The organism is Rossellomorea arthrocnemi (genome assembly GCF_904424705.1).
GTDB lineage: Bacteria > Bacillota > Bacilli > Bacillales > Bacillaceae_B > Rossellomorea > Rossellomorea arthrocnemi.
This window is the reverse complement of sequence record NZ_CAJGBF010000016.1, coordinates 46,552-64,216: the sequence shown is the minus strand read 5'-3', so window position 1 is coordinate 64,216 and position 17,665 is coordinate 46,552. Positions and strand designations below refer to the sequence as shown.

Genomic DNA, 17,665 nt, shown 5'->3' with positions numbered 1-17,665 from the left:
CTCAAAAGGCAGTCTTCGGTAAACGAAGACTGCCTTTTGATTTAAGGAGCAAACGGAAAAAACATAAAGGCCACAAAAAATAAAAGCATAGGAACTAAAAACAATGCAAACACATCTATGACCACTACAAAAGCAATCCAGACCCAACGGATGCCATCCTTTCGTTTTAGAAACTGCTGTATCATTCTGATATTGACAAGCACCATGAAGATTGCCGCTCCCAAAAGAAAAAAGGGAACGACCCATTTCCCCATAACCTCAGCATATCCCTGATTGTTCCACTCCTGCCTGTCTAATGAAAAGAAGTCCGTTTGCATTTTAATAATCAATTCACCGATGAGAAATAAAAGGGCAGTACCAATTACTATTCCACCAGCATAGAGCTTGAATTTTCTACTAGTTCTAATGATAAGTGGCAACGTAATAACAACGAACAAAAGAACAAATATCTCCACTGAATTCCCCCATTACACATTATCACTCTTCGTTTTCTTTTAATTCTTCCAATAACCTTTCGATGTCTTCAATGGAAAAACCTTTTCGATATAAGGTTTGTTTCATCTTCTGGATATACTCATATCCATCATGCTTTGCACTCAGCTTTCTATGAGCCTTTAAACCCTGGTGGTAAACGGCATCCCACCTCTCATCGTCATCCCTATCAGATTCAACGGTTTCCCATACGATTTTCATGACAGAACCCGGATACCCTTTCCTCACCAGGTTCTGTTCAATCTTTTGCTTGGCGATCATCTTTGAATCTTTACGATACTTATGAAGGAGCTTTTCTGTCAAAGCGACCGCTTTGTCTACCTGCTTTTCTTGTGTAAAAGCGGTAAGTGCCTCTTCTATATGAGAATCCCCTACACCCTTTCTTCTTAATTCGCCGCGAATCCAGGTCGGTCCCTTGTCAGCGGTATTCATTTGAGTACCGACAAACGCATGTGCGAATTCTAGATCATTGATGTATTTGATTTCATTCAATTTATGAATCACTTCCTGGATGACTCCATCCTCCGGGTCCCCTTCTTGTAAATGATCACGTATTTCCTTTTCCGTTCTCATCCGATAAGCTAAATACTGAATGGCTTTGTTGAAAGCTTTTTTTACATCATCTTCATATTGAAGCTCTGAAATTTCAAGTTCATCCACCTCTAGCCCTTTTCTGAGCTGAAACTTAGCAAGAACCGCTTCATCGACACTGAAGGAATATTTCCCATCTATAAATAAGTTATAACGCTCATCGTTCTTCACTTGCTTCGTTATTTTCGTAATCTTACCCATATTTTCCACCTCACCTTAATCCTAACACATTCAACATATGTTTTTTATTCTGAAGATAGGTAAAATAATAAGTATAACTGGAGGGGATGATGATGAAGATTGCCATAACAGGCGGAACAGGTTTTGTCGGTCAGGCACTGACAGAGGAACTGCTAGAACACCAGCATGAAGTAATAATCCTTACGCGAAATCCGGATAAATACGGGGCACGACAAGGTGTAACATATGTGAAATGGCTGTCAGATGGTGCAAGACCCGAAGCGAAGCTCGAAGGAATACACGCTGTTATTAATCTTGCAGGTGAATCCATCAATAGCGGACGCTGGACTGACGAACGTAAGAAACGCATCATCAATAGCCGGATCAACTCAACTGGGGAAGTCATCAATATCATAAAGGTACTGAAAGAGAAACCAACAACCCTAATCAACGCGAGTGCAATCGGCTATTACCCTTCTTCCAAAACAAATACGTATACGGAAGCATCTACGGAAATGGCCGATAATTTCTTAGGGGAAACCGTTCAAATATGGGAAAAGGAAGCGGAAAAAGCCAGCCAGTTAGGCATACGTGTAGCGTACTCCCGCTTCGGAATCATACTCGGCCAAGAAGAGGGCGCACTTCCCAAAATTGCACTCCCATATAAAATGTTTGTCGGGGGAACAGTTGGTTCAGGTGAACAATGGATGTCTTGGGTCCATATAAAAGATATTGCCAGAGCCGTGAAATTCATTGCAGAAACAGAAGGCATTTCAGGACCCGTGAATGTCACAGCCCCGTCACCCGTCACTATGAAAGAATTCGGGAAATCTCTCGGGGCCGTCCTTGGAAGACCGCACTGGATACCAGTCCCTTCACTCGCTTTAAAAGTAGCAATGGGTGAAATGAGTACCCTTGTGTTGGAAGGACAAAAAGTTTTACCGAGTGTGCTGTCTGAGCATGGATTTCAATTCGAATACCCTGAATTACGAAGTGCTTTGATCGACATCTATCATTAATTCACAGGTATGTCCCTCCCTTTTCAAGGCAAAAATAGAACTATTCTTAAATAGAAGGGATGTACATACGAATGGATAGTAAGAAAAAGAAAGACAAAACTAAGTCGGTTCTCTCAAGCGCTCAGGAAGTAACGTATTCAAGGGAGTTCAAAGCAGCCGACCGTGCAGGCGGCTTCAGTTCAAAATCCCATAGATAGTCAATTATTGCCGGACTAAAATTGCTTACTTTGAAGCAAGATAAAGGTACAGGTTCCAACCGGAATCTGTACCTTTACTTTTTAACCAAAAGGGGATGTTTATATTGGGAAGATCACGCGGCCATAGTAAAAGAGGAAATAAAAACAGTCTGCCACAAACACCCGCTCAGCTCAAATCTGATGGTGTTGACGAAGAGTTCTCAACAGAACTTGCCGACCAGGCTGACATGGAAGCACAAGCTCGTGCAAATGCTGCAAACCAACGCACAAGAGTGAAGAAAAACCAATAGTACAAACCCGTCAGTTAAAAAATAGGCCCTGAGGAATTCAGCTTTAGAAAAGCCCCTTGCTGTGGTAGCAAGGGGCTTTTACTTATCCCAATAATTTCATTTACACAACAATTTCATTTTTATGCTTCTTACCATGTTGAGTGATGATCTGCTTCACGTACGGAATCATCCAATGGTCAGCTCCCCAATAGTAAGCACCTCTTCCTGCAACAAGAAGGATGATGGCTACTGTGTAAAGGACAGGATTTGTGCTGACAGTTCCTGCCAATAAGAAATTCAGGTTCATAAAAGCACCTGCAAGGAGCGTCGGTATTGTCATGAAACCAACTATTAAGCCAGCTCCCACCAAAATTTCACCCCATGGTATCATTGCATTGAACAGTTCTACGTTCGGCAAAGCAAATCCTTTCAGAAATTCTGCGTACCAACCTTGTACAGCTGGATGATCACCTGTCGCTTTAACCAATGCCCCTTGCAAAAAGCCGCTTGCATCAAAACCATCGTTTATCTTATGCCACCCTGCCTCGAGCCACTGAGCGCCCAACCAAATTCTCAACACTGTCCAGATTACGCTCACCTTTTGATTTTCCCACCATCTCATGATGGATCAGCTCCTTTTAGATGTATATTTGTGAAACTTTTCACAAATAATGGTGTGTAAGGGACTTTGTGTGTAAGATATAGAACCGGGATGTTTGTGAAATGCTTCACATGTTCTTTACACTTATAATATACCTCTTCTCCACGCTTAATACAATAGGCTATCAAGCCGTTCACAAAGATGTCAAAATCGTTGTATTCTCGTTAAATAAGCTGCTGAGTGTAAAACGAAAATCAGCAGCTGAATTTTTCGTTCATTTCAACTGCTGATTTCAGGGGTATTTCTTTAAATGGCCACCCTTAACCTATCAGGTTCATTTATTAACTAATGATCCCTTTCCTCATGCTAAAATTTAAATACCGTACATCCCTCTGAGATATCCTTTTCCTTTTGTGATATTGCTAAAAACAGAAACTTTCTTATTTCTCACTCGTATTACATAATAGAGATAGATATCCGTTTACGGGGGATGAAACAATGAAGTCAGAAAACAAGCTGTGGAGAATGTGGAAAGTATTATCATTGGCCTTATCGATTGTCGTGAGGGTCTATTGGTACCGACTGCGTGGTAAGTCCCATTGGGAGAAGGAAAAGCTTTGGGAACAAATCGGAAAAGAATTCAAAGACACTCTTTTTGAATTAAATGGGGTGTTGATCAAGGTTGGACAACTATTAAGTATACGTGAGGATCTGCTTCCGAAAGGATTCATTAATCAAATTCAAGATTTAGTTGATCATGTTCCTCCTTCACCATGGGAGAAGATTGAAGCGGTTCTTGAACGGGAGTGGGATGGCTCCGTTTCTTCCAAGGTTAAAGACATTGATCATGAGGCCATCGCTTCCGCTTCCATTGGGGAAGTGTACAAAGCGACACTGCTGGATGGGACACAGTTGGCCATTAAGGTACAACGCCCGGAAATTCCTTCACTCGTTAAGACGGATTTCCGAACTTTGTCCATCATTATCTGGTTTGCCCGGCATTTCGCACCCATGCCAAAAGGGTTCATTGATTTTAAGATGCTATATAAGGAATTGAAGCAGGTCATTGAACAGGAGCTCGACTTTTCAAAGGAAATGAGCACAGCCATTTCATTTAAACAGCGGTTTGAAGATCATACTAATGTGAAAATCCCCGCTATGTACCCTGAACTCTGTACAGATAAAGTATTGGTCATGGAGTGGGTTGATGGTGTTCGACTGAATGACAGGGAAGCGTTAAATTTGTATGGACTGGACGGGCAGAAGCTGGCACAAGAATTATTCCGTCTCTTCCTCCCCCAGTGGCTTGAGCCGGGAATCTTCCATGCCGACCCGCATGCAGGAAATATCCTTCTTCAGCCGAATGGCACCTTCGTTCTTTTGGACTACGGTATGATCGGGGAAATTTCGAAAAGAGATTCTGCACATTTTCAAGATCTTCTAGAAGGAGTCCTTTTAAAGAATTTCCGAAAAGCATCGGAGGCTTTGGCTGAATTAGGGTTCCTGCTTCCAGACGCAAGTCCGAAAACGATTGAGCCTGTGTTGAAGGAATTTATCACTCTCGATATGGAGCAGTTCAAACAAATGGATCTGATTTCTGTAAAGAAAGAAATCAACGATATGGTGAAATCACTTCCCGTGCAGGTTCCGACCCGCTTTATCTTTTTGGGACGCTCATTTGCGACCATCGAAGGACTTGTCCATACCCTCAGTCCAGATGAAGAAACCCTAGATGCCGTAAAGCCCGCCTTTTTGGATTGGGTGAAGGATAGTAACACGAACAAATGGGAGCTTCTTATGAAATGGGTCAGCGCCCAACCACTCTTTCAGACCGTTCAAAAAGCACGACAACTGCTTGATATGCCAGAAAGATCACTTGAACAAAAGGATATTCATCAACAAAATGAGTTTCAATTTGAGATTTTCGAGACTCAAAAGAAACAGGCATTTACCATCCTGCTATTAGGGTGCGTTGGCGGGTTTACAGGACTCGGATTCAGCATGACGTTCATTTGGCAAGGAAGTGTTGGACTTGGGGTGTTTGGTTTATTCGTGTATTGGATTATTTCCACAAAACAAAAAAGCTGGTTGAAGAAATTGAAGAATGGCCAGCTGCTTTAATTGTAAAAAGGTAACCCATGAAAAGGTTACCTTTTTTATAGTAGAATTTAAATAGGAGGGATACTATGACAAATCGTAAAGAACCGTTTAATGATGTGACCGAACATATGTCAAAAATCGAAGGAGCACCCATGATTAAACCCGAAATGGGCAGTCTCCCATTGGGGATACGGATCATTGGTTATGTAATTATTGGATTCACGGCCCTAATGTTTTTATTTTCCATTGTTTTTGGCTTTTTTGATTGAAACTTCAATATATTCCCATCCCGATTCAACCTCATATTGATATTCCCCCAGATCAATGCGGTTTTCATCAATAAAATGAACCCCTTCCGCTTCCAAGAAAAGCCTTTGCGTCAACATCTGCTCCTCATCCCGAAAGCCGATTTCACCCCTACTGTTCAATACCCTGTACCACGGCAAACTGTACTTCTCACTCATGGAATGAAGAATCCGCACGACCTGCCTTGCCGCCCTTGGACTACCTGCTAGCCCAGCGATTTGACCGTACGTCATGACCTTTCCAGGAGGGATATGCTTTATGATCTTTACTGCTCGTTCGGTAAACGGCTTCATGGATGTTCACCTTCCCTTTTTCCTCTCAATTGTGTACTACCCCTATTGTAATACGAAGTCCCGAGCATAGGAATTAATACCTTCATCAAGTCGGGTTCCTAGAAGATTTGCTCCCGATATATTAAACTGTATATGAATGAATAGAAGGACGTGATAGGAAAATGGATATTAAACTGATTGCACTGGATATGGATGGGACTCTCGTCAACCATGAAGGAGAAGTATCACCGGAAAACGCTCAAGCCATTCAACGAGCAAAGGAAAAAGGGATTCATGTCGTGTTAAGTACCGGCCGCTCCCTTTTCACATGCCGGGACATCTCAGATGAGCTCGGCCGTTCATCTTATCTTATTACCGTGAATGGCGGGGAGATCTACGATCAAGAATACAATCTCGTAGACAGTCTCCCTCTGGATATTGACCTTGTGAAGCAGCTTTGGGCATTGAAGGAAGAACATGAAGTATACTTCTGGTCTTCCACTTCCCAAGGATTATTCAATAGCAAAAAACCTTTTGATCAGGACATCGAAACCTATAATTGGCTGAAGTTCGGCTTCGATATCCAGGATGATGAGGTCCGCAAAGTCATGATGGACGAACTGGTGAAGAATGAAGCATTTGAAATTACCAATTCATCACCGACCAACATCGAAATCAATCCTGCCGGGGTCAATAAAGCCGCTGCATTAGTGAAGGTGTGTAAATGGCTGGACCTGTCAATGAATCAAGTCATGGCAGTCGGGGACAGTATGAATGACATCGCCATGATCCGTGAAGCAGGTTTCGGTGTGGCCATGGGCAACGCTCAAGAAGCAGTAAAAGAAGCAGCTGATTGGGTAACAGGGATTAATACTGATCATGGAGTCGCTCAAGCAATCGATAAAGTTCTGAAGGAAATGAACTAAACAGTTGATAAGTGCCTGATTCGTTAGAGAATCAGGCACTTTCTCCATTATTGGGTCTATTCCTTTTCCGTTACGTCTATACTAAGGAAAAAATAAGGATTGTAACCCAATATGTATCTATTTCTAGTAATCGTAGTTTATTTACTTTTCGCAAAGTTCTTTATTGATTGGAAACGGTGGAAAGACTATTACCCAACCGTTCAATATTATATTATCTGCAACCTTTCCTATAACGTAATTTTTTATAATCATACATTATGGGAGTATAAAGCGGTGACAGTGGATTGGTTGAATCATACATTAATTGACCTTGTTTTCACCTTTTTCATCATTCCTGTCGTGATTATGATCTATCTTCGCTATTTTCCCTACCGGAAAAAGAAATTTCTTTATGTTTCGAGCTGGATTGCCTACTTTACGTTTCTGGAATACTTATTTCATAAAAAGGGGCTGTTTCTATACGAAAATGGCTGGAACTTAGGCTGGTCTGCCATATTTAATATCATCATGTTTTCCATTTTGGGGTTACATCATAAAAAACCGCTCCTTGCCCTGATCATATCTGTTCCCATCATTGGCATCCTGTTATTACTTTTCCATCCATCTTTCCATGATTTAAAGTGAGGGTGTTTCGATGACTTCTTTTTCTACACCAGTTTTTATTATTCTGGTTCTGGGCGTTTATATAATAATGGCCATTTATATCGCCTTTTTGAAGCGCAAAGAGTAGGAAAAGAAGCACCCAACAGGATGCTTCTTTTCCATTTATTTCACGATAATTTCATCATTTTCAACAGACACGATTAATTCCTTTACATCTTCTTCATCCAGGAGAATATCGGCGATCTTATCTTCCACTCTTTCCTGGATCACACGGCGTAATGGACGTGCACCAAATTCAGGATGGTATCCCAGTTCAACGAGCTTATGCTTTGCTTTTCCGTCGATTGTTACGCTAAACCCCTGTTCTTTCAGTTCTACCTGCAACTCATCCAGCATCAGGTCAAGAATTTGCAACAGCTCTTCTTTTTCAAGAGATTCGAATTCAATGATACTGTCAAAGCGATTCAGGAATTCCGGTTTAAAGTAAGCACCCAGTGATTGAAGAATATTCGTTTCTTTAATTGCATCTGTTCCGCCGGTGTCAAAACCGACCACGGCTTCTTTCTTGTCCGCCACTGCTGCATTACTTGTCATAATGATCACAGTCTCTTTGAAGCTGACCGTCCTACCCTGACTATCGGTAAGACGACCGTCTTCAAGGATTTGCAGGAACATATGCTGAACATCAGGATGAGCTTTTTCGATTTCATCCAAGAGTATGATGGAATATGGGTTTCTTCTCACTTTTTCCGTAAGTTGTCCGGAATCTTCATGCCCTACATAGCCAGGAGGGGAACCGATCAGTTTAGACACAGAGTGTTTTTCCATATACTCACTCATATCCAATCGAAGCATGGAATCTTTGGATCCAAACAACTCTTCTGCCAGTGTTTTCGTTAGTTCTGTTTTCCCTACTCCCGTTGGACCTACGAATAGGAATGTACCAATCGGACGATGTTTCGCCTTTAACCCTGCGCGGCTGCGTCGAATTGCTTTCGCCACTTTTTTTACTGCTTCTCCCTGGCCAATCACTTTATGAGAAAGGTTTTCTTCAAGTAACTTCATCCGCTTACGATCATCACTATGAAGCTTCCCAACCGGGATACCTGTTTTGCCTTCTATGATTGTCTGAATCAATTCTTTTTCTACGAGGGCTTTCGATTCAGAGGAATCCTGTCCGAGCATTTTCTCCAAGTCCGCTTCCTGATCCCGGAGTATCGCTGCCTGCTCATAGTCCTCTTCCTTAGTTGCCTGTTCTTTCTTCAATCGCACAGCATTCAATTTTTGATGGATGGAAGTGTTATCATTGCCTTCTGACAAAAGGTTCACTTTTGAACCTGCCTCATCCATCAGATCAATCGCTTTATCCGGCAGGAATCGGTCCTGGATATAACGGTGGGACAACTTCACACAAGCCTCGATGGCCCCCTCCGTATATTCCACCCCATGATAATCTTCATATCGATCTTTTAAGCCTATGAGGATTTCAACAGCTTCTTCCGGTGTAGGTTCATTGACCATCACCGGTTGAAAACGACGTTCAAGTGCCGCGTCTTTTTCAATTTGACGATACTCCTTAAGTGTGGTTGCCCCAATCACTTGAAGTTCACCACGGGCGAGGGCAGGTTTTAGTATATTCCCGGCATCCATGGAACCTTCTGCAGAACCGGCTCCCACTAATTGATGGATCTCATCAATGAACAACATTACGTTCTCACGCCGCTCTAACTCATTGATGATGCCTTTCAACCGCTCTTCGAATGATCCACGCACTCCTGTACCAGCTGTTAAAGACGCAACATCCAATACATATACTTCTTTATTTAATAATTTTGATGGCACATCGCCGGATACGATTTTCCGTGCCAGTCCTTCCGCAATGGCTGTTTTCCCTACACCGGGCTCACCAATCAGTACCGGATTGTTTTTATTGCGTCGATTTAAGATCTCAATGACCCGCTCCACTTCCTTTTCCCGTCCGATGACGGGGTCGATCAATCCTGCTTTGGCAGCTCCTGTGATATTTCGACCGAATTGATCAATCATGCCATTACCTGCATTTCCGTCCTTCGTTTCAGGAGAAGGCGGTTGATTGGGATGTTGTGTGCCTCCACTCATATTCATGCCTTTAAACAATTCATCAAATGGGAATCCTCCCTGTATACCAGAAGGCGTTTGCTGCTTTTGAAAGCAAGCTGAACACATCTTCAAACTGGACTTATGACCATTCACTTGCGTATACACTTCAACCGTTGCTTGATTATGTTGACATACTTGGCATTTCATTAAACATGACCTCCTATTGTCCTGTTATATATACTTTGGTTTGATATTTGCTATTTTATGAAGGTCAAATTTAACTTTGACTATGTTTGACTTTGACTTTATTTGACCTTATGAACATAGTATACTTTGACCTTTTTTGACTTTCAACATTTTTGCTTATGGGAATTTTTACTATAGGGGAGTTCATGATTCCCTGTTGATTGAAGAATATAGGAGGAATAGGAGGGACAAATCAAGCAATTGATTTATTGAATTCTTCAGACACAAATAAAAAAGCCGGCTTTACGCCAGCTTCCCTCTATTAATACAAGTGCTCCCAGTAATCATTGTAACAACCATGCTTCTTTTTATGGCATGTACATTTTTTAATCTCTTTTAATTCTTCCAGAATATCTTCTAATAGTTCTTTGATGTCATGATGATTGTCTTTTTTACAGCCATCATTCTTAGATTTATTCATACGCTGATTCACCACCTTCTCAACCATAGGCAATGCATTCATCATGTTTGCCATCGAACCTAAGTTTCCAAGTGAACCAAGTGCATCCAGGGATGTATTCCCTTGAGATTTTAATAGCTCCTTTAAGCGATCCTCATTTAATAAAGAACTTAATGCATCCTTTGCTGATTCCAGGTTTAGTTTACTCGCATCTTCTTTTGTGTATTGGTTGATTAAATCCATAAGTCCTTCTAGTGGATTATTTTTTTCACTCATTGATTTCCCCTCCATCTCTTCGCAAATGTCAATGTAATGGTATTCCTTGAAAACGAGATTCTACTCATCTTCAAGGAATGATCAATCTTTCAAGCACCTTTTAGCTAATAGCATCAACGGCAAGTAGAACCAGAATAGCAATTCCTACAATCAATGCTGCTAGAGGATTAATTGCAAGCAAAACTAGAAATGCTACAATTAATAGAACTAATAGCAAGCTAAAAAAATCAAAGTCGTCATGAGAATGACTGGCACCCATCCATAATCACCTCACTTATTCAGTACTTGTAAAGCACTTTACATGGTATCTTATGTACGTATTACTAGTTTCGAATGATACAATCGTCTATTTGCTAGTAAAAAGGGCTTTTTATCCCATAAAAAATGCTAGACCCGAATGAACGGGTCTAGCATTTTCTTCCTTAAAAGAACAATCCTTATTCTTATTACTTATACCAACTCACGATCCCAATGGCGATGTGCAGCGATGGCTGTTGCGAATTCCTGGGCAAATGACCTCATGTCTTTTCCCGTTACAATACCGGGACCGGTCACTCCTTCATCTTCCAGCCAATTGATCCCTTCATGTGTGGCACCTATCGGCTTAAAGTGAGAATATGCTTCTTTCACAAAATAGGCCGTATCTTGAGAGAACTTTCTGTCTGTATTCTTCCCACCAACAACATAAAGGCTGTCGAATAAGACCGATTCTCCTGTTAAGAATGTATGGTCAACTTCAAATTCTACACCGTCAACTCCTTTACGCATCCCAAGTTTGTCACTGATGATTTCTGGCTTGATGCCTTCTTCTTTAAGAGCAGAAAGAACACTGTTCACTTCTTCCCCCTTAAAGCCGTGTCCAATGATGACGCCCACTTTACGGGTGGCGGGTTCTTTAATTGTGTTTTCCTGACTTAGGGCTTTTGAGGATTTGGTTACCTTCGACCCTTTCCCCTCAGGTACTTCTATATTTATCGCTTCCGCAAATCCTTTCGCCAGGTCCATGCTGACGTGTGAAAACATCTCAACAACCTGCTTCTGCACCGATTTGCTCTTTACTTTCCCCAGTTCGAAGCTGAAAGCTTGAACGATATGCTCTTTCTCAGGCTCACTCATGCTATTCCAGAACATGGTCGCTTGTGAGAAATGATCTTTGAAACTTTCACTTCTTGCCCGTACCTTGCGCCCTTCCATTTTCTCCTGAAAATGAGTGTATCCCCCTTCTTCCTGGTTCGCAGGAGCAGGTGTATTGTGAGCAAGCGAGTTGTTATGATAGCTAACCTGCCCCTTATTGATTGTATGCCTGCTGTGTCCATCACGCTGATTATTATGGAATGGACACACCGGTCTATTTATCGGAAGTTCATGGAAGTTCGGACCTCCGAGACGAATCAATTGTGTATCTGTATATGAGAATAATCTGCCTTGTAATAACGGATCATTAGAGAAGTCAATTCCAGGCACTACGGACCCCGGGTGGAAAGCAGCTTGCTCCGTTTCGGCAAATACATTGTCCACATTCCGATTCAAGGTCATTTTCCCAACAATCTTCACCGGGACTTCTTCTTCCGGCCATAGTTTGGTTGGATCAAGAACATCAAAGTCAAAATTAAACTCATCCTCTTCTTTAATGAGCTGGATTCCCAACTCATACTCAGGAAATTCACCATTTTCTATGGATTCGTATAAGTCACGACGGTGGAAATCAGGGTCTTTCCCGTTGATCTTCTGGGCCTCATCCCAAACGAGGGAATGTGTGCCCAGTACCGGTTTCCAGTGGAATTTCACAAAATGGGCTTTACCCTCTTCATTCACCAGTCGGAATGTATGGACACCAAAGCCTTCCATCATACGGAAGCTGCGAGGAATCGCCCGATCGGACATGGCCCACATGACCATATGAGCCGACTCCTGATTGTTCGCTACAAAATCCCAGAACGTGTCGTGGGCTGAAGCGGCCTGAGGCATTTCATTATGTGGTTCAGGTTTAAGCGCATGAACAAGATCCGGGAATTTAATCGCATCCTGAATGAAGAAAACAGGGATATTGTTTCCCACAAGATCATAATTGCCTTCTTCCGTATAGAATTTCGTAGCAAATCCACGTGCATCACGTACCGTCTCACCTGAACCCTTTGATCCAGCTACAGTGGAGAAACGGACAAAAACGGGGGTCTTCTTTGATGTGTCCTGAAGAAATCCCGCCCTGGTATATTCTTTCATAGAGTCATAGAGTTCGAACTCCCCATGGGCCGCGAAACCGCGTGCATGGACAATCCGTTCAGGAATCCGTTCATGGTCGAAGTGAGTCATCTTCTCACGGAAGTGGAAATCCTCCATTAACGTAGGGCCACGCTCTCCCGCTTTCAACGAAAACTCATCCTCTGATACCTTCAACCCCTGATTGGTTGTAAGATGCTTCCCTTCGTCTTTCACTCTATATTGTTCAAGCTGTTCATCTTTGCTTTTCCCATTAACCTTCGTGCGACGATCGTCTCCCATTATTTCATCCCTCTCTATAGTTATTAATGTTTCTATGTAAAACATTCTGTTTCAATAGTACCCGTAATGGATTGTTCTAAACATTTATTGGAAAGTTTAAAGAGTGTCCATTTGAAGAATTCTTTAAAAACAACTTTACTGCGTAACATTGTTCTGTTAAACTGAACCTAAAGTAACGTAACAATGTTTTGTTACGAAAAAGGTGATCCCTGAATGGAAACAAATCTTATTTCAAAAAAAGAAGTATTGGAACTGAGCGGCATATCCTACGGGCAGCTTTACAGGTGGAAACGAAAGAATATTATACCCGAAAGCTGGTTTATCAAGAAATCCAGCTACACCGGTCAGGAAACATTCTTCCCCAGGGAAAAGATGCTTGCCCGCATCGATACGATCAAAGAGATGAAAGATGGATATTCCCTGGATGAGCTTTCGGATTTCTTTTCACCAAACCCCACCAAGATCGAATTCACAGACAAAGAATTATGCTCACTCAATATTCTTTCAGAACAGACCATAACTTTCTGTACATCGCTTTTTGCAATGAAAAACACTTATGAATTCCAGGATATCTTAAATATGGTGATTATCGAAAGGTCACACAGGTTAGAGATTCCTAAAGAAGCTAAGCAAACCCTGTTTCTTTTTCTTCATCAGAAGTTTACTCCATTGAAGGAGTCTTCCCTTGAACTTATCGGTATTCGAAAAGGGGAAGCGTATATATGGATGCTCCTGCCCCTCCCTTCAGAATTCAGGGTGGACCATATGGCTCAAGTCGCATTGAGATTCGATTTACAACAAATGTTGGAAGAATTGAAAATAACATTAACGAAAACAAAAGGGATCTGACATCCCTGAATTGGAGGAAAATAGGATGAATACAGTGGAAAAGAAAAAGTTGCATGACTTGAAGATAAGTGGATCCGGAACCTCAGGGGGAGGACAATTTGATGAAGTAAAAATCAGTGGAAGCGGAAAAATCGCAGGTGATATTGACTGCCGTGAGATGAAAATTTCTGGATCAGGTACAGTGGCGGGTGATGTAAAAGCAGGTGTCATCAAAACAAGCGGTTCTTCCACCATCGAAGGAGATACCAAAGCCGAAATAATTTCAACGAGTGGCAGTTCTAAGTACGACGGCTCCGTTATGGCGGCTGAAATGAACATAAGTGGATCCAGTAAAGTGAGCGGGGATCTTATCATTAAGAAATTCAAGGTAAGCGGTTCATGCAAGGTGGGTGGAAAGATTCAAGGCGGACAGATCAAAGCGAGCGGCTCTCTAAAGGTAGGGCAGGATTGCGAAGTCGAAACCTTCTCTTCTTCCGGCTCTGTTCACATTGATGGATTGCTCAATGCCGACAACGTTCAGATTGAAATCAACCATGAATCGTCCATTAAAGAAATTGGCGGCGAGAAAATATCAGTAACACACCATAACTCGAACAAACTGATTAAGCAAGTGGTCAACTTTTTCCTTCAAAAGGAAGATTATTTATATTCGGACTTAATCGAGGGTGACGAAATCTACCTTGAGAATACGAAAGCGAAACTCGTTCGCGGTAAAAATGTCGTGATTAGTGAGAACTGTGATATCGTTACGGTAGAATACTCCGACTCTATTGATGTACACAAGGACAGCCGTATCGGAAAAAAAGTAAAAATCTAATATTATGGTGACAGGGAGGGGTTCTGCCTTCCCTGTTTTTTTAACATTCCCCCACTCTGTTTACATCCCCTTAACTTCCACATAATCGAAATTTCATATTTTTATTCTGAATGTTCTGCTATATTAATAGGTATATAGTACATTCCTACGAATATTGGAGGACTTTATGAAACGTTTGACCGATCACCTGATAGTCATCTCTTTCGATTGTTTGTCTGCCTTGGATTATCCCATACTAAAAGGTCTTCCCCACTTCCAGGAATTACTTGCACATGGATCCTTTTGCAAAAAGGTTGAATCGATTTACCCTTCTGTCACCTATCCCTGTCATGCAACGATTGTCACCGGCAAGTACCCTAACCGCCATGGTGTTGTGAATAATACACTCCTTCAACCGGGATGGAAGTCCCCTGACTGGCACTGGTACCGGAAATCCATCAACGGGACGACCCTGTATGATGAAGCAAGAAGAGCCGGGATGACAACCGCTGCCCTGCTCTGGCCGGTGACAGCCAAAGCGGATATCGACTATAACATGCCGGAAATTTTCGCCAATCGTCCCTGGCATAATCAAATCCTTGTTTCTCTGTTGAACGGCAGTCCTCTTTATCAATTAAAAATGAATCGCCTTTTTGGCCATATGCGCAACGGCCTGGCTCAGCCTGAGCTTGATGATTTCGTCCTCGAGTCGACGGTTGAAACGATAAAAATGAAACCTGACTTACTTCTTGTGCACTTTACGGACCTTGATACCGAGCGGCATTACCACGGTTTTTCTTCTGACAAAGCACATGAGGCCCTACGCCGCCACGATGACCGGTTGGGAAGAATCATAAAAGCATTGAAGGAAAACGGCATATATGATAAATCGACAATTATCGCCCTAGGGGATCATAGTGCCCTCGATGAATCGATGGCTGTTCAACTTAATATCCTATTAAAGGAAAGAGGATTTATCACTGTAACCGGAGAGAAGGTCTCTAATTGGAAAGCGTATTGCAAAGGGTGTGATGGTTCTGCCTACGTGTATACAAAAGATCGGGAAACCACTCAAGAAATAAAGTTACTTTTGGAACGGGTACAACCTGACCCTTCCAATGGAATTGAAACAATCTTCACTGGGGAAGAAGCCGCCAAAATGGGAGCCGATGAACATTGTGCTTTTATGCTTGAGGCTCGTTTAGGTTTTTATTTTAAAGATGCACTGAACGGATCCTACATTCATACAATCACCCCGGAAGATGTGAAGGAAAAACGTTATACGTATGGCTCTCACGGCTATTCTCCAAAAAAAGACAACTACTCGACGATCCTTATGGCGGCCGGAAAAGGAATTCGTTCAAACATTGAGATTCCTTCTATGCGTCTCATTGATGAAGGACCAACTTTTGCGAAATTGCTCGGCCTCAGCTTAAAAGATATAGACGGAACACCGATTGAAGAATTATTGGATAATTAAAGAAGATTTTGTTTCCTTAGGGGGAAAAACAATGAAGCGATTTTCGAAAGAAGAAAGCAGCTGGATTTATTATGATTGGGCGAATTCTGCGTATTCCATCATCATTTCTACTGCCGTCTTTCCACTTTTTTATAAAGCTGCCGCTACAAATGCCGGGGTCAGTGCAGCTAATTCAACGGCCTATTTGGGTTATACCATTGCCATTGCGACCTTTATCCTCGCCATGATCGGTCCCATACTTGGTACCATCGCCGATTATGAGGGGTATAAGAAGAAGTTCTTTTCCTTCTTCTTTGCATTAGGGGTGACATTCACCGCCCTACTCGCTTTTGTCCCGAGTGATCAATGGCTGCTCTTATTGATCTTTTATACAGTGGCTGCCGTGGGGTCGGCCGGTTCGAACGTATTTTATGATGCTTTCTTGACCGACGTTACGACGGAAGACAGGATGAATCGTGTTTCGTCCCGGGGGTTCGGATTTGGATATATCGGAAGCACGATTCCGTTCATCATAAGCATCGCCATCATCATCTTGTCACAGAATGGGACACTGCCCTTCTCCGTCACCGTCGCAAGTAAGATCGCATTTGTAATCACGGCATTATGGTGGGGGATCTTCTCCATACCACTGTTAAAAAATGTACACCAGCGCTATTTTATCCAGCGTGAACCAAGCCCTGTTGCGAATAGCTTTAAACGGCTTGGTAAAACGATGAAAGAAATCAGGAAATACCGGGCATTATTTTTGTTTCTTCTCGCTTATTTCTTTTATATTGACGGAGTCGGAACCATTATTACTATGTCTACTGCCTACGGATCGGATCTTGGGATCACGGCCACGAACCTTTTGATCATTCTATTTGTAACTCAGGTAGTGGCTGGGCCATTTGCCATTCTATATGGAAGACTGGCAGAACGATTCACTGGGAAAAAGATGTTGTATGTGGGAATATCCGTGTATATCATCGTTTGTATTTACGCCTATTTCTTAGAAACAACCATGGACTTCTGGATTCTCGCCATGCTCGTTGCCTCATCTCAAGGAGGCATCCAGGCACTCAGCAGGGCCTATTTTGCTAAACTGATCCCGAAGAAAAATGCCAACGAATTTTTTGGCTTCTATAATATTTTTGGGAAATTCGCATCGATTCTCGGCCCTTTACTAGTGGCCGTCACTGCGCAAGTGACAGGGGAGTCCAATAGTGGGGTGTTCAGCCTTGTTATTCTCTTCATCATCGGTATTGTCATTCTCGCTTTCGTTCCCGAGCCAAAAGAAAATAAAATCGATAAGCCTGCGATTCTATAATAAGAAAGAAAAATCCGAACGAGTGATTTGATAAAAATCTAACTCGTTCGGATTTTAAATGGGAAAAGCGGAATAGGTTAGCCCCCGCAGGAGCGAAAGCGGGGCCACTGAAAAAGTTCAGAATTTTAGAGATAAAAAATGATGTTCTAAAATCCAGGCTCCAGATTCGCTTCTA

The 17,665-nt window shown here is 42.2% G+C and carries 19 protein-coding genes; 11 read left to right on the top strand and 8 right to left on the bottom strand.

Translation table 11 applies throughout. The annotated features are described in order from the left end of the window. Nucleotides 1-41 precede the first annotated feature (41 nt). Complete coding sequence (locus tag BAA9072_RS18110) at nt 42-455, bottom strand: hypothetical protein (protein WP_201716091.1); 414 nt, start codon at nt 453-455, stop codon at nt 42-44. Nucleotides 456-477: 22 nt separating this feature from the next. Then, on the bottom strand, nt 478-1,284 hold the full coding sequence (gene recX, locus BAA9072_RS18105) for a recombination regulator RecX (protein WP_201716090.1): 807 nt from the start codon (nt 1,282-1,284) through the stop codon (nt 478-480). A gap of 92 nt (nt 1,285-1,376) precedes the next feature. On the opposite strand from recX, the gene BAA9072_RS18100 reads away from it, so the two are divergent. The 3 genes from BAA9072_RS18100 to BAA9072_RS18090 all read left to right on the top strand — a co-directional run bounded on the left by BAA9072_RS18100 (nt 1,377) and on the right by BAA9072_RS18090 (nt 2,769). Further along, nucleotides 1,377-2,282: a TIGR01777 family oxidoreductase gene (locus tag BAA9072_RS18100; RefSeq protein WP_201716121.1), complete on the top strand. Its 906-nt coding sequence runs from the start codon at nt 1,377-1,379 to the stop codon at nt 2,280-2,282. A gap of 71 nt (nt 2,283-2,353) precedes the next feature. After that, the gene (locus BAA9072_RS18095) at nt 2,354-2,479 is read left to right on the top strand and encodes a YfhE family protein (protein WP_201716089.1); all 126 of its coding nucleotides are present in this window, start codon (nt 2,354-2,356) and stop codon (nt 2,477-2,479) included. 104 nt (nt 2,480-2,583) lie between these two features. After that, nucleotides 2,584-2,769, top strand: a complete 186-nt coding sequence (locus tag BAA9072_RS18090) for a YfhD family protein (protein WP_201716088.1) — start codon at nt 2,584-2,586, stop codon at nt 2,767-2,769. A gap of 100 nt (nt 2,770-2,869) precedes the next feature. Here BAA9072_RS18090 and BAA9072_RS18085 read toward each other — a convergent pair whose 3' ends face one another. Further along, on the bottom strand, nt 2,870-3,370 hold the full coding sequence (locus tag BAA9072_RS18085; protein ID WP_201716087.1) for a DoxX family protein: 501 nt from the start codon (nt 3,368-3,370) through the stop codon (nt 2,870-2,872). A gap of 477 nt (nt 3,371-3,847) precedes the next feature. Here BAA9072_RS18085 and BAA9072_RS18080 point away from each other — a divergent pair, with 477 nt between their 5' ends. Both BAA9072_RS18080 and BAA9072_RS18075 read left to right on the top strand, forming a co-directional pair. Beyond that, nucleotides 3,848-5,470: an ABC1 kinase family protein gene (locus BAA9072_RS18080; protein WP_201716086.1), complete on the top strand. Its 1,623-nt coding sequence runs from the start codon at nt 3,848-3,850 to the stop codon at nt 5,468-5,470. A gap of 65 nt (nt 5,471-5,535) precedes the next feature. Then, nucleotides 5,536-5,718, top strand: coding sequence for a hypothetical protein (locus BAA9072_RS18075; protein WP_201716085.1), 183 nt, complete (start codon nt 5,536-5,538; stop codon nt 5,716-5,718). On the opposite strand, the gene BAA9072_RS18070 is transcribed toward BAA9072_RS18075, so the two are convergent. After that, on the bottom strand, nt 5,686-6,048 hold the full coding sequence (locus BAA9072_RS18070; RefSeq protein ID WP_201716084.1) for an MGMT family protein: 363 nt from the start codon (nt 6,046-6,048) through the stop codon (nt 5,686-5,688). The two genes, BAA9072_RS18075 and BAA9072_RS18070, sit on opposite strands and share 33 nt — an antisense overlap. Nucleotides 6,049-6,209: 161 nt before the next feature. Between BAA9072_RS18070 and BAA9072_RS18065 the strand changes: the two genes are divergently transcribed. Together BAA9072_RS18065 and BAA9072_RS18060 are read left to right on the top strand one after the other, a co-directional pair. Further along, on the top strand, nt 6,210-6,953 hold the full coding sequence (locus tag BAA9072_RS18065; RefSeq protein WP_201716083.1) for a Cof-type HAD-IIB family hydrolase: 744 nt from the start codon (nt 6,210-6,212) through the stop codon (nt 6,951-6,953). 111 nt (nt 6,954-7,064) lie between these two features. Beyond that, the gene (locus tag BAA9072_RS18060) at nt 7,065-7,577 is read left to right on the top strand and encodes a CBO0543 family protein (RefSeq protein WP_201716082.1); all 513 of its coding nucleotides are present in this window, start codon (nt 7,065-7,067) and stop codon (nt 7,575-7,577) included. 141 nt (nt 7,578-7,718) lie between these two features. Here BAA9072_RS18060 and BAA9072_RS18055 read toward each other — a convergent pair whose 3' ends face one another. The 4 genes from BAA9072_RS18055 to BAA9072_RS18040 form a co-directional block, all read right to left on the bottom strand. After that, on the bottom strand, nt 7,719-9,842 hold the full coding sequence (locus BAA9072_RS18055; protein WP_201716081.1) for an ATP-dependent Clp protease ATP-binding subunit: 2,124 nt from the start codon (nt 9,840-9,842) through the stop codon (nt 7,719-7,721). A gap of 301 nt (nt 9,843-10,143) precedes the next feature. Next, nucleotides 10,144-10,557 (bottom strand): hypothetical protein, encoded by a 414-nt coding sequence (locus BAA9072_RS18050; protein WP_201716080.1) that lies wholly within the window; start codon nt 10,555-10,557, stop codon nt 10,144-10,146. Between the two features lie 100 nt (nt 10,558-10,657). After that, nucleotides 10,658-10,816, bottom strand: a complete 159-nt coding sequence (locus tag BAA9072_RS18045; RefSeq protein ID WP_201716079.1) for a hypothetical protein — start codon at nt 10,814-10,816, stop codon at nt 10,658-10,660. Between the two features lie 191 nt (nt 10,817-11,007). Beyond that, nucleotides 11,008-13,059, bottom strand: coding sequence for a catalase (locus BAA9072_RS18040; RefSeq protein ID WP_201716078.1), 2,052 nt, complete (start codon nt 13,057-13,059; stop codon nt 11,008-11,010). A 213-nt stretch (nt 13,060-13,272) separates the two neighbouring features. On the opposite strand from BAA9072_RS18040, the gene BAA9072_RS18035 reads away from it, so the two are divergent. The 4 genes from BAA9072_RS18035 (at nt 13,273) to BAA9072_RS18020 (ending at nt 17,490) form a co-directional block, all read left to right on the top strand. Continuing rightward, entirely contained in the window at nt 13,273-13,908 is a 636-nt protein-coding gene (locus BAA9072_RS18035) for a DUF4004 family protein (protein ID WP_201716077.1), read from the top strand. 25 nt (nt 13,909-13,933) lie between these two features. Continuing rightward, nucleotides 13,934-14,725 (top strand): polymer-forming cytoskeletal protein, encoded by a 792-nt coding sequence (locus BAA9072_RS18030; protein ID WP_201716076.1) that lies wholly within the window; start codon nt 13,934-13,936, stop codon nt 14,723-14,725. A gap of 166 nt (nt 14,726-14,891) precedes the next feature. Further along, nucleotides 14,892-16,184, top strand: a complete 1,293-nt coding sequence (locus tag BAA9072_RS18025) for an alkaline phosphatase family protein (RefSeq protein ID WP_201716075.1) — start codon at nt 14,892-14,894, stop codon at nt 16,182-16,184. A gap of 31 nt (nt 16,185-16,215) precedes the next feature. Then, nucleotides 16,216-17,490 (top strand): MFS transporter, encoded by a 1,275-nt coding sequence (locus tag BAA9072_RS18020; protein ID WP_201716074.1) that lies wholly within the window; start codon nt 16,216-16,218, stop codon nt 17,488-17,490. The last annotated feature ends 175 nt before the right edge of the window (nt 17,491-17,665 follow it).

What these genes read in the sequence shown, in the direction of transcription:
- recX (WP_201716090.1), bottom strand. Translation starts at nt 1,284, where the DNA reads ATGGGTAAGATTACGAAAATAACGAAGCAAGTGAAGAACGATGAGCGT.
- BAA9072_RS18100 (WP_201716121.1), top strand. Translation starts at nt 1,377, where the DNA reads ATGAAGATTGCCATAACAGGCGGAACAGGTTTTGTCGGTCAGGCACTG.
- BAA9072_RS18095 (WP_201716089.1), top strand. Translation starts at nt 2,354, where the DNA reads ATGGATAGTAAGAAAAAGAAAGACAAAACTAAGTCGGTTCTCTCAAGC.
- BAA9072_RS18085 (WP_201716087.1), bottom strand. Translation starts at nt 3,370, where the DNA reads ATGAGATGGTGGGAAAATCAAAAGGTGAGCGTAATCTGGACAGTGTTG.
- BAA9072_RS18080 (WP_201716086.1), top strand. Translation starts at nt 3,848, where the DNA reads ATGAAGTCAGAAAACAAGCTGTGGAGAATGTGGAAAGTATTATCATTG.
- BAA9072_RS18075 (WP_201716085.1), top strand. Translation starts at nt 5,536, where the DNA reads ATGACAAATCGTAAAGAACCGTTTAATGATGTGACCGAACATATGTCA.
- BAA9072_RS18070 (WP_201716084.1), bottom strand. Translation starts at nt 6,048, where the DNA reads ATGAAGCCGTTTACCGAACGAGCAGTAAAGATCATAAAGCATATCCCT.
- BAA9072_RS18065 (WP_201716083.1), top strand. Translation starts at nt 6,210, where the DNA reads ATGGATATTAAACTGATTGCACTGGATATGGATGGGACTCTCGTCAAC.
- BAA9072_RS18060 (WP_201716082.1), top strand. Translation starts at nt 7,065, where the DNA reads ATGTATCTATTTCTAGTAATCGTAGTTTATTTACTTTTCGCAAAGTTC.
- BAA9072_RS18055 (WP_201716081.1), bottom strand. Translation starts at nt 9,842, where the DNA reads ATGAAATGCCAAGTATGTCAACATAATCAAGCAACGGTTGAAGTGTAT.
- BAA9072_RS18050 (WP_201716080.1), bottom strand. Translation starts at nt 10,557, where the DNA reads ATGAGTGAAAAAAATAATCCACTAGAAGGACTTATGGATTTAATCAAC.
- BAA9072_RS18045 (WP_201716079.1), bottom strand. Translation starts at nt 10,816, where the DNA reads ATGGGTGCCAGTCATTCTCATGACGACTTTGATTTTTTTAGCTTGCTA.
- BAA9072_RS18040 (WP_201716078.1), bottom strand. Translation starts at nt 13,059, where the DNA reads ATGGGAGACGATCGTCGCACGAAGGTTAATGGGAAAAGCAAAGATGAA.
- BAA9072_RS18035 (WP_201716077.1), top strand. Translation starts at nt 13,273, where the DNA reads ATGGAAACAAATCTTATTTCAAAAAAAGAAGTATTGGAACTGAGCGGC.
- BAA9072_RS18030 (WP_201716076.1), top strand. Translation starts at nt 13,934, where the DNA reads ATGAATACAGTGGAAAAGAAAAAGTTGCATGACTTGAAGATAAGTGGA.
- BAA9072_RS18025 (WP_201716075.1), top strand. Translation starts at nt 14,892, where the DNA reads ATGAAACGTTTGACCGATCACCTGATAGTCATCTCTTTCGATTGTTTG.
- BAA9072_RS18020 (WP_201716074.1), top strand. Translation starts at nt 16,216, where the DNA reads ATGAAGCGATTTTCGAAAGAAGAAAGCAGCTGGATTTATTATGATTGG.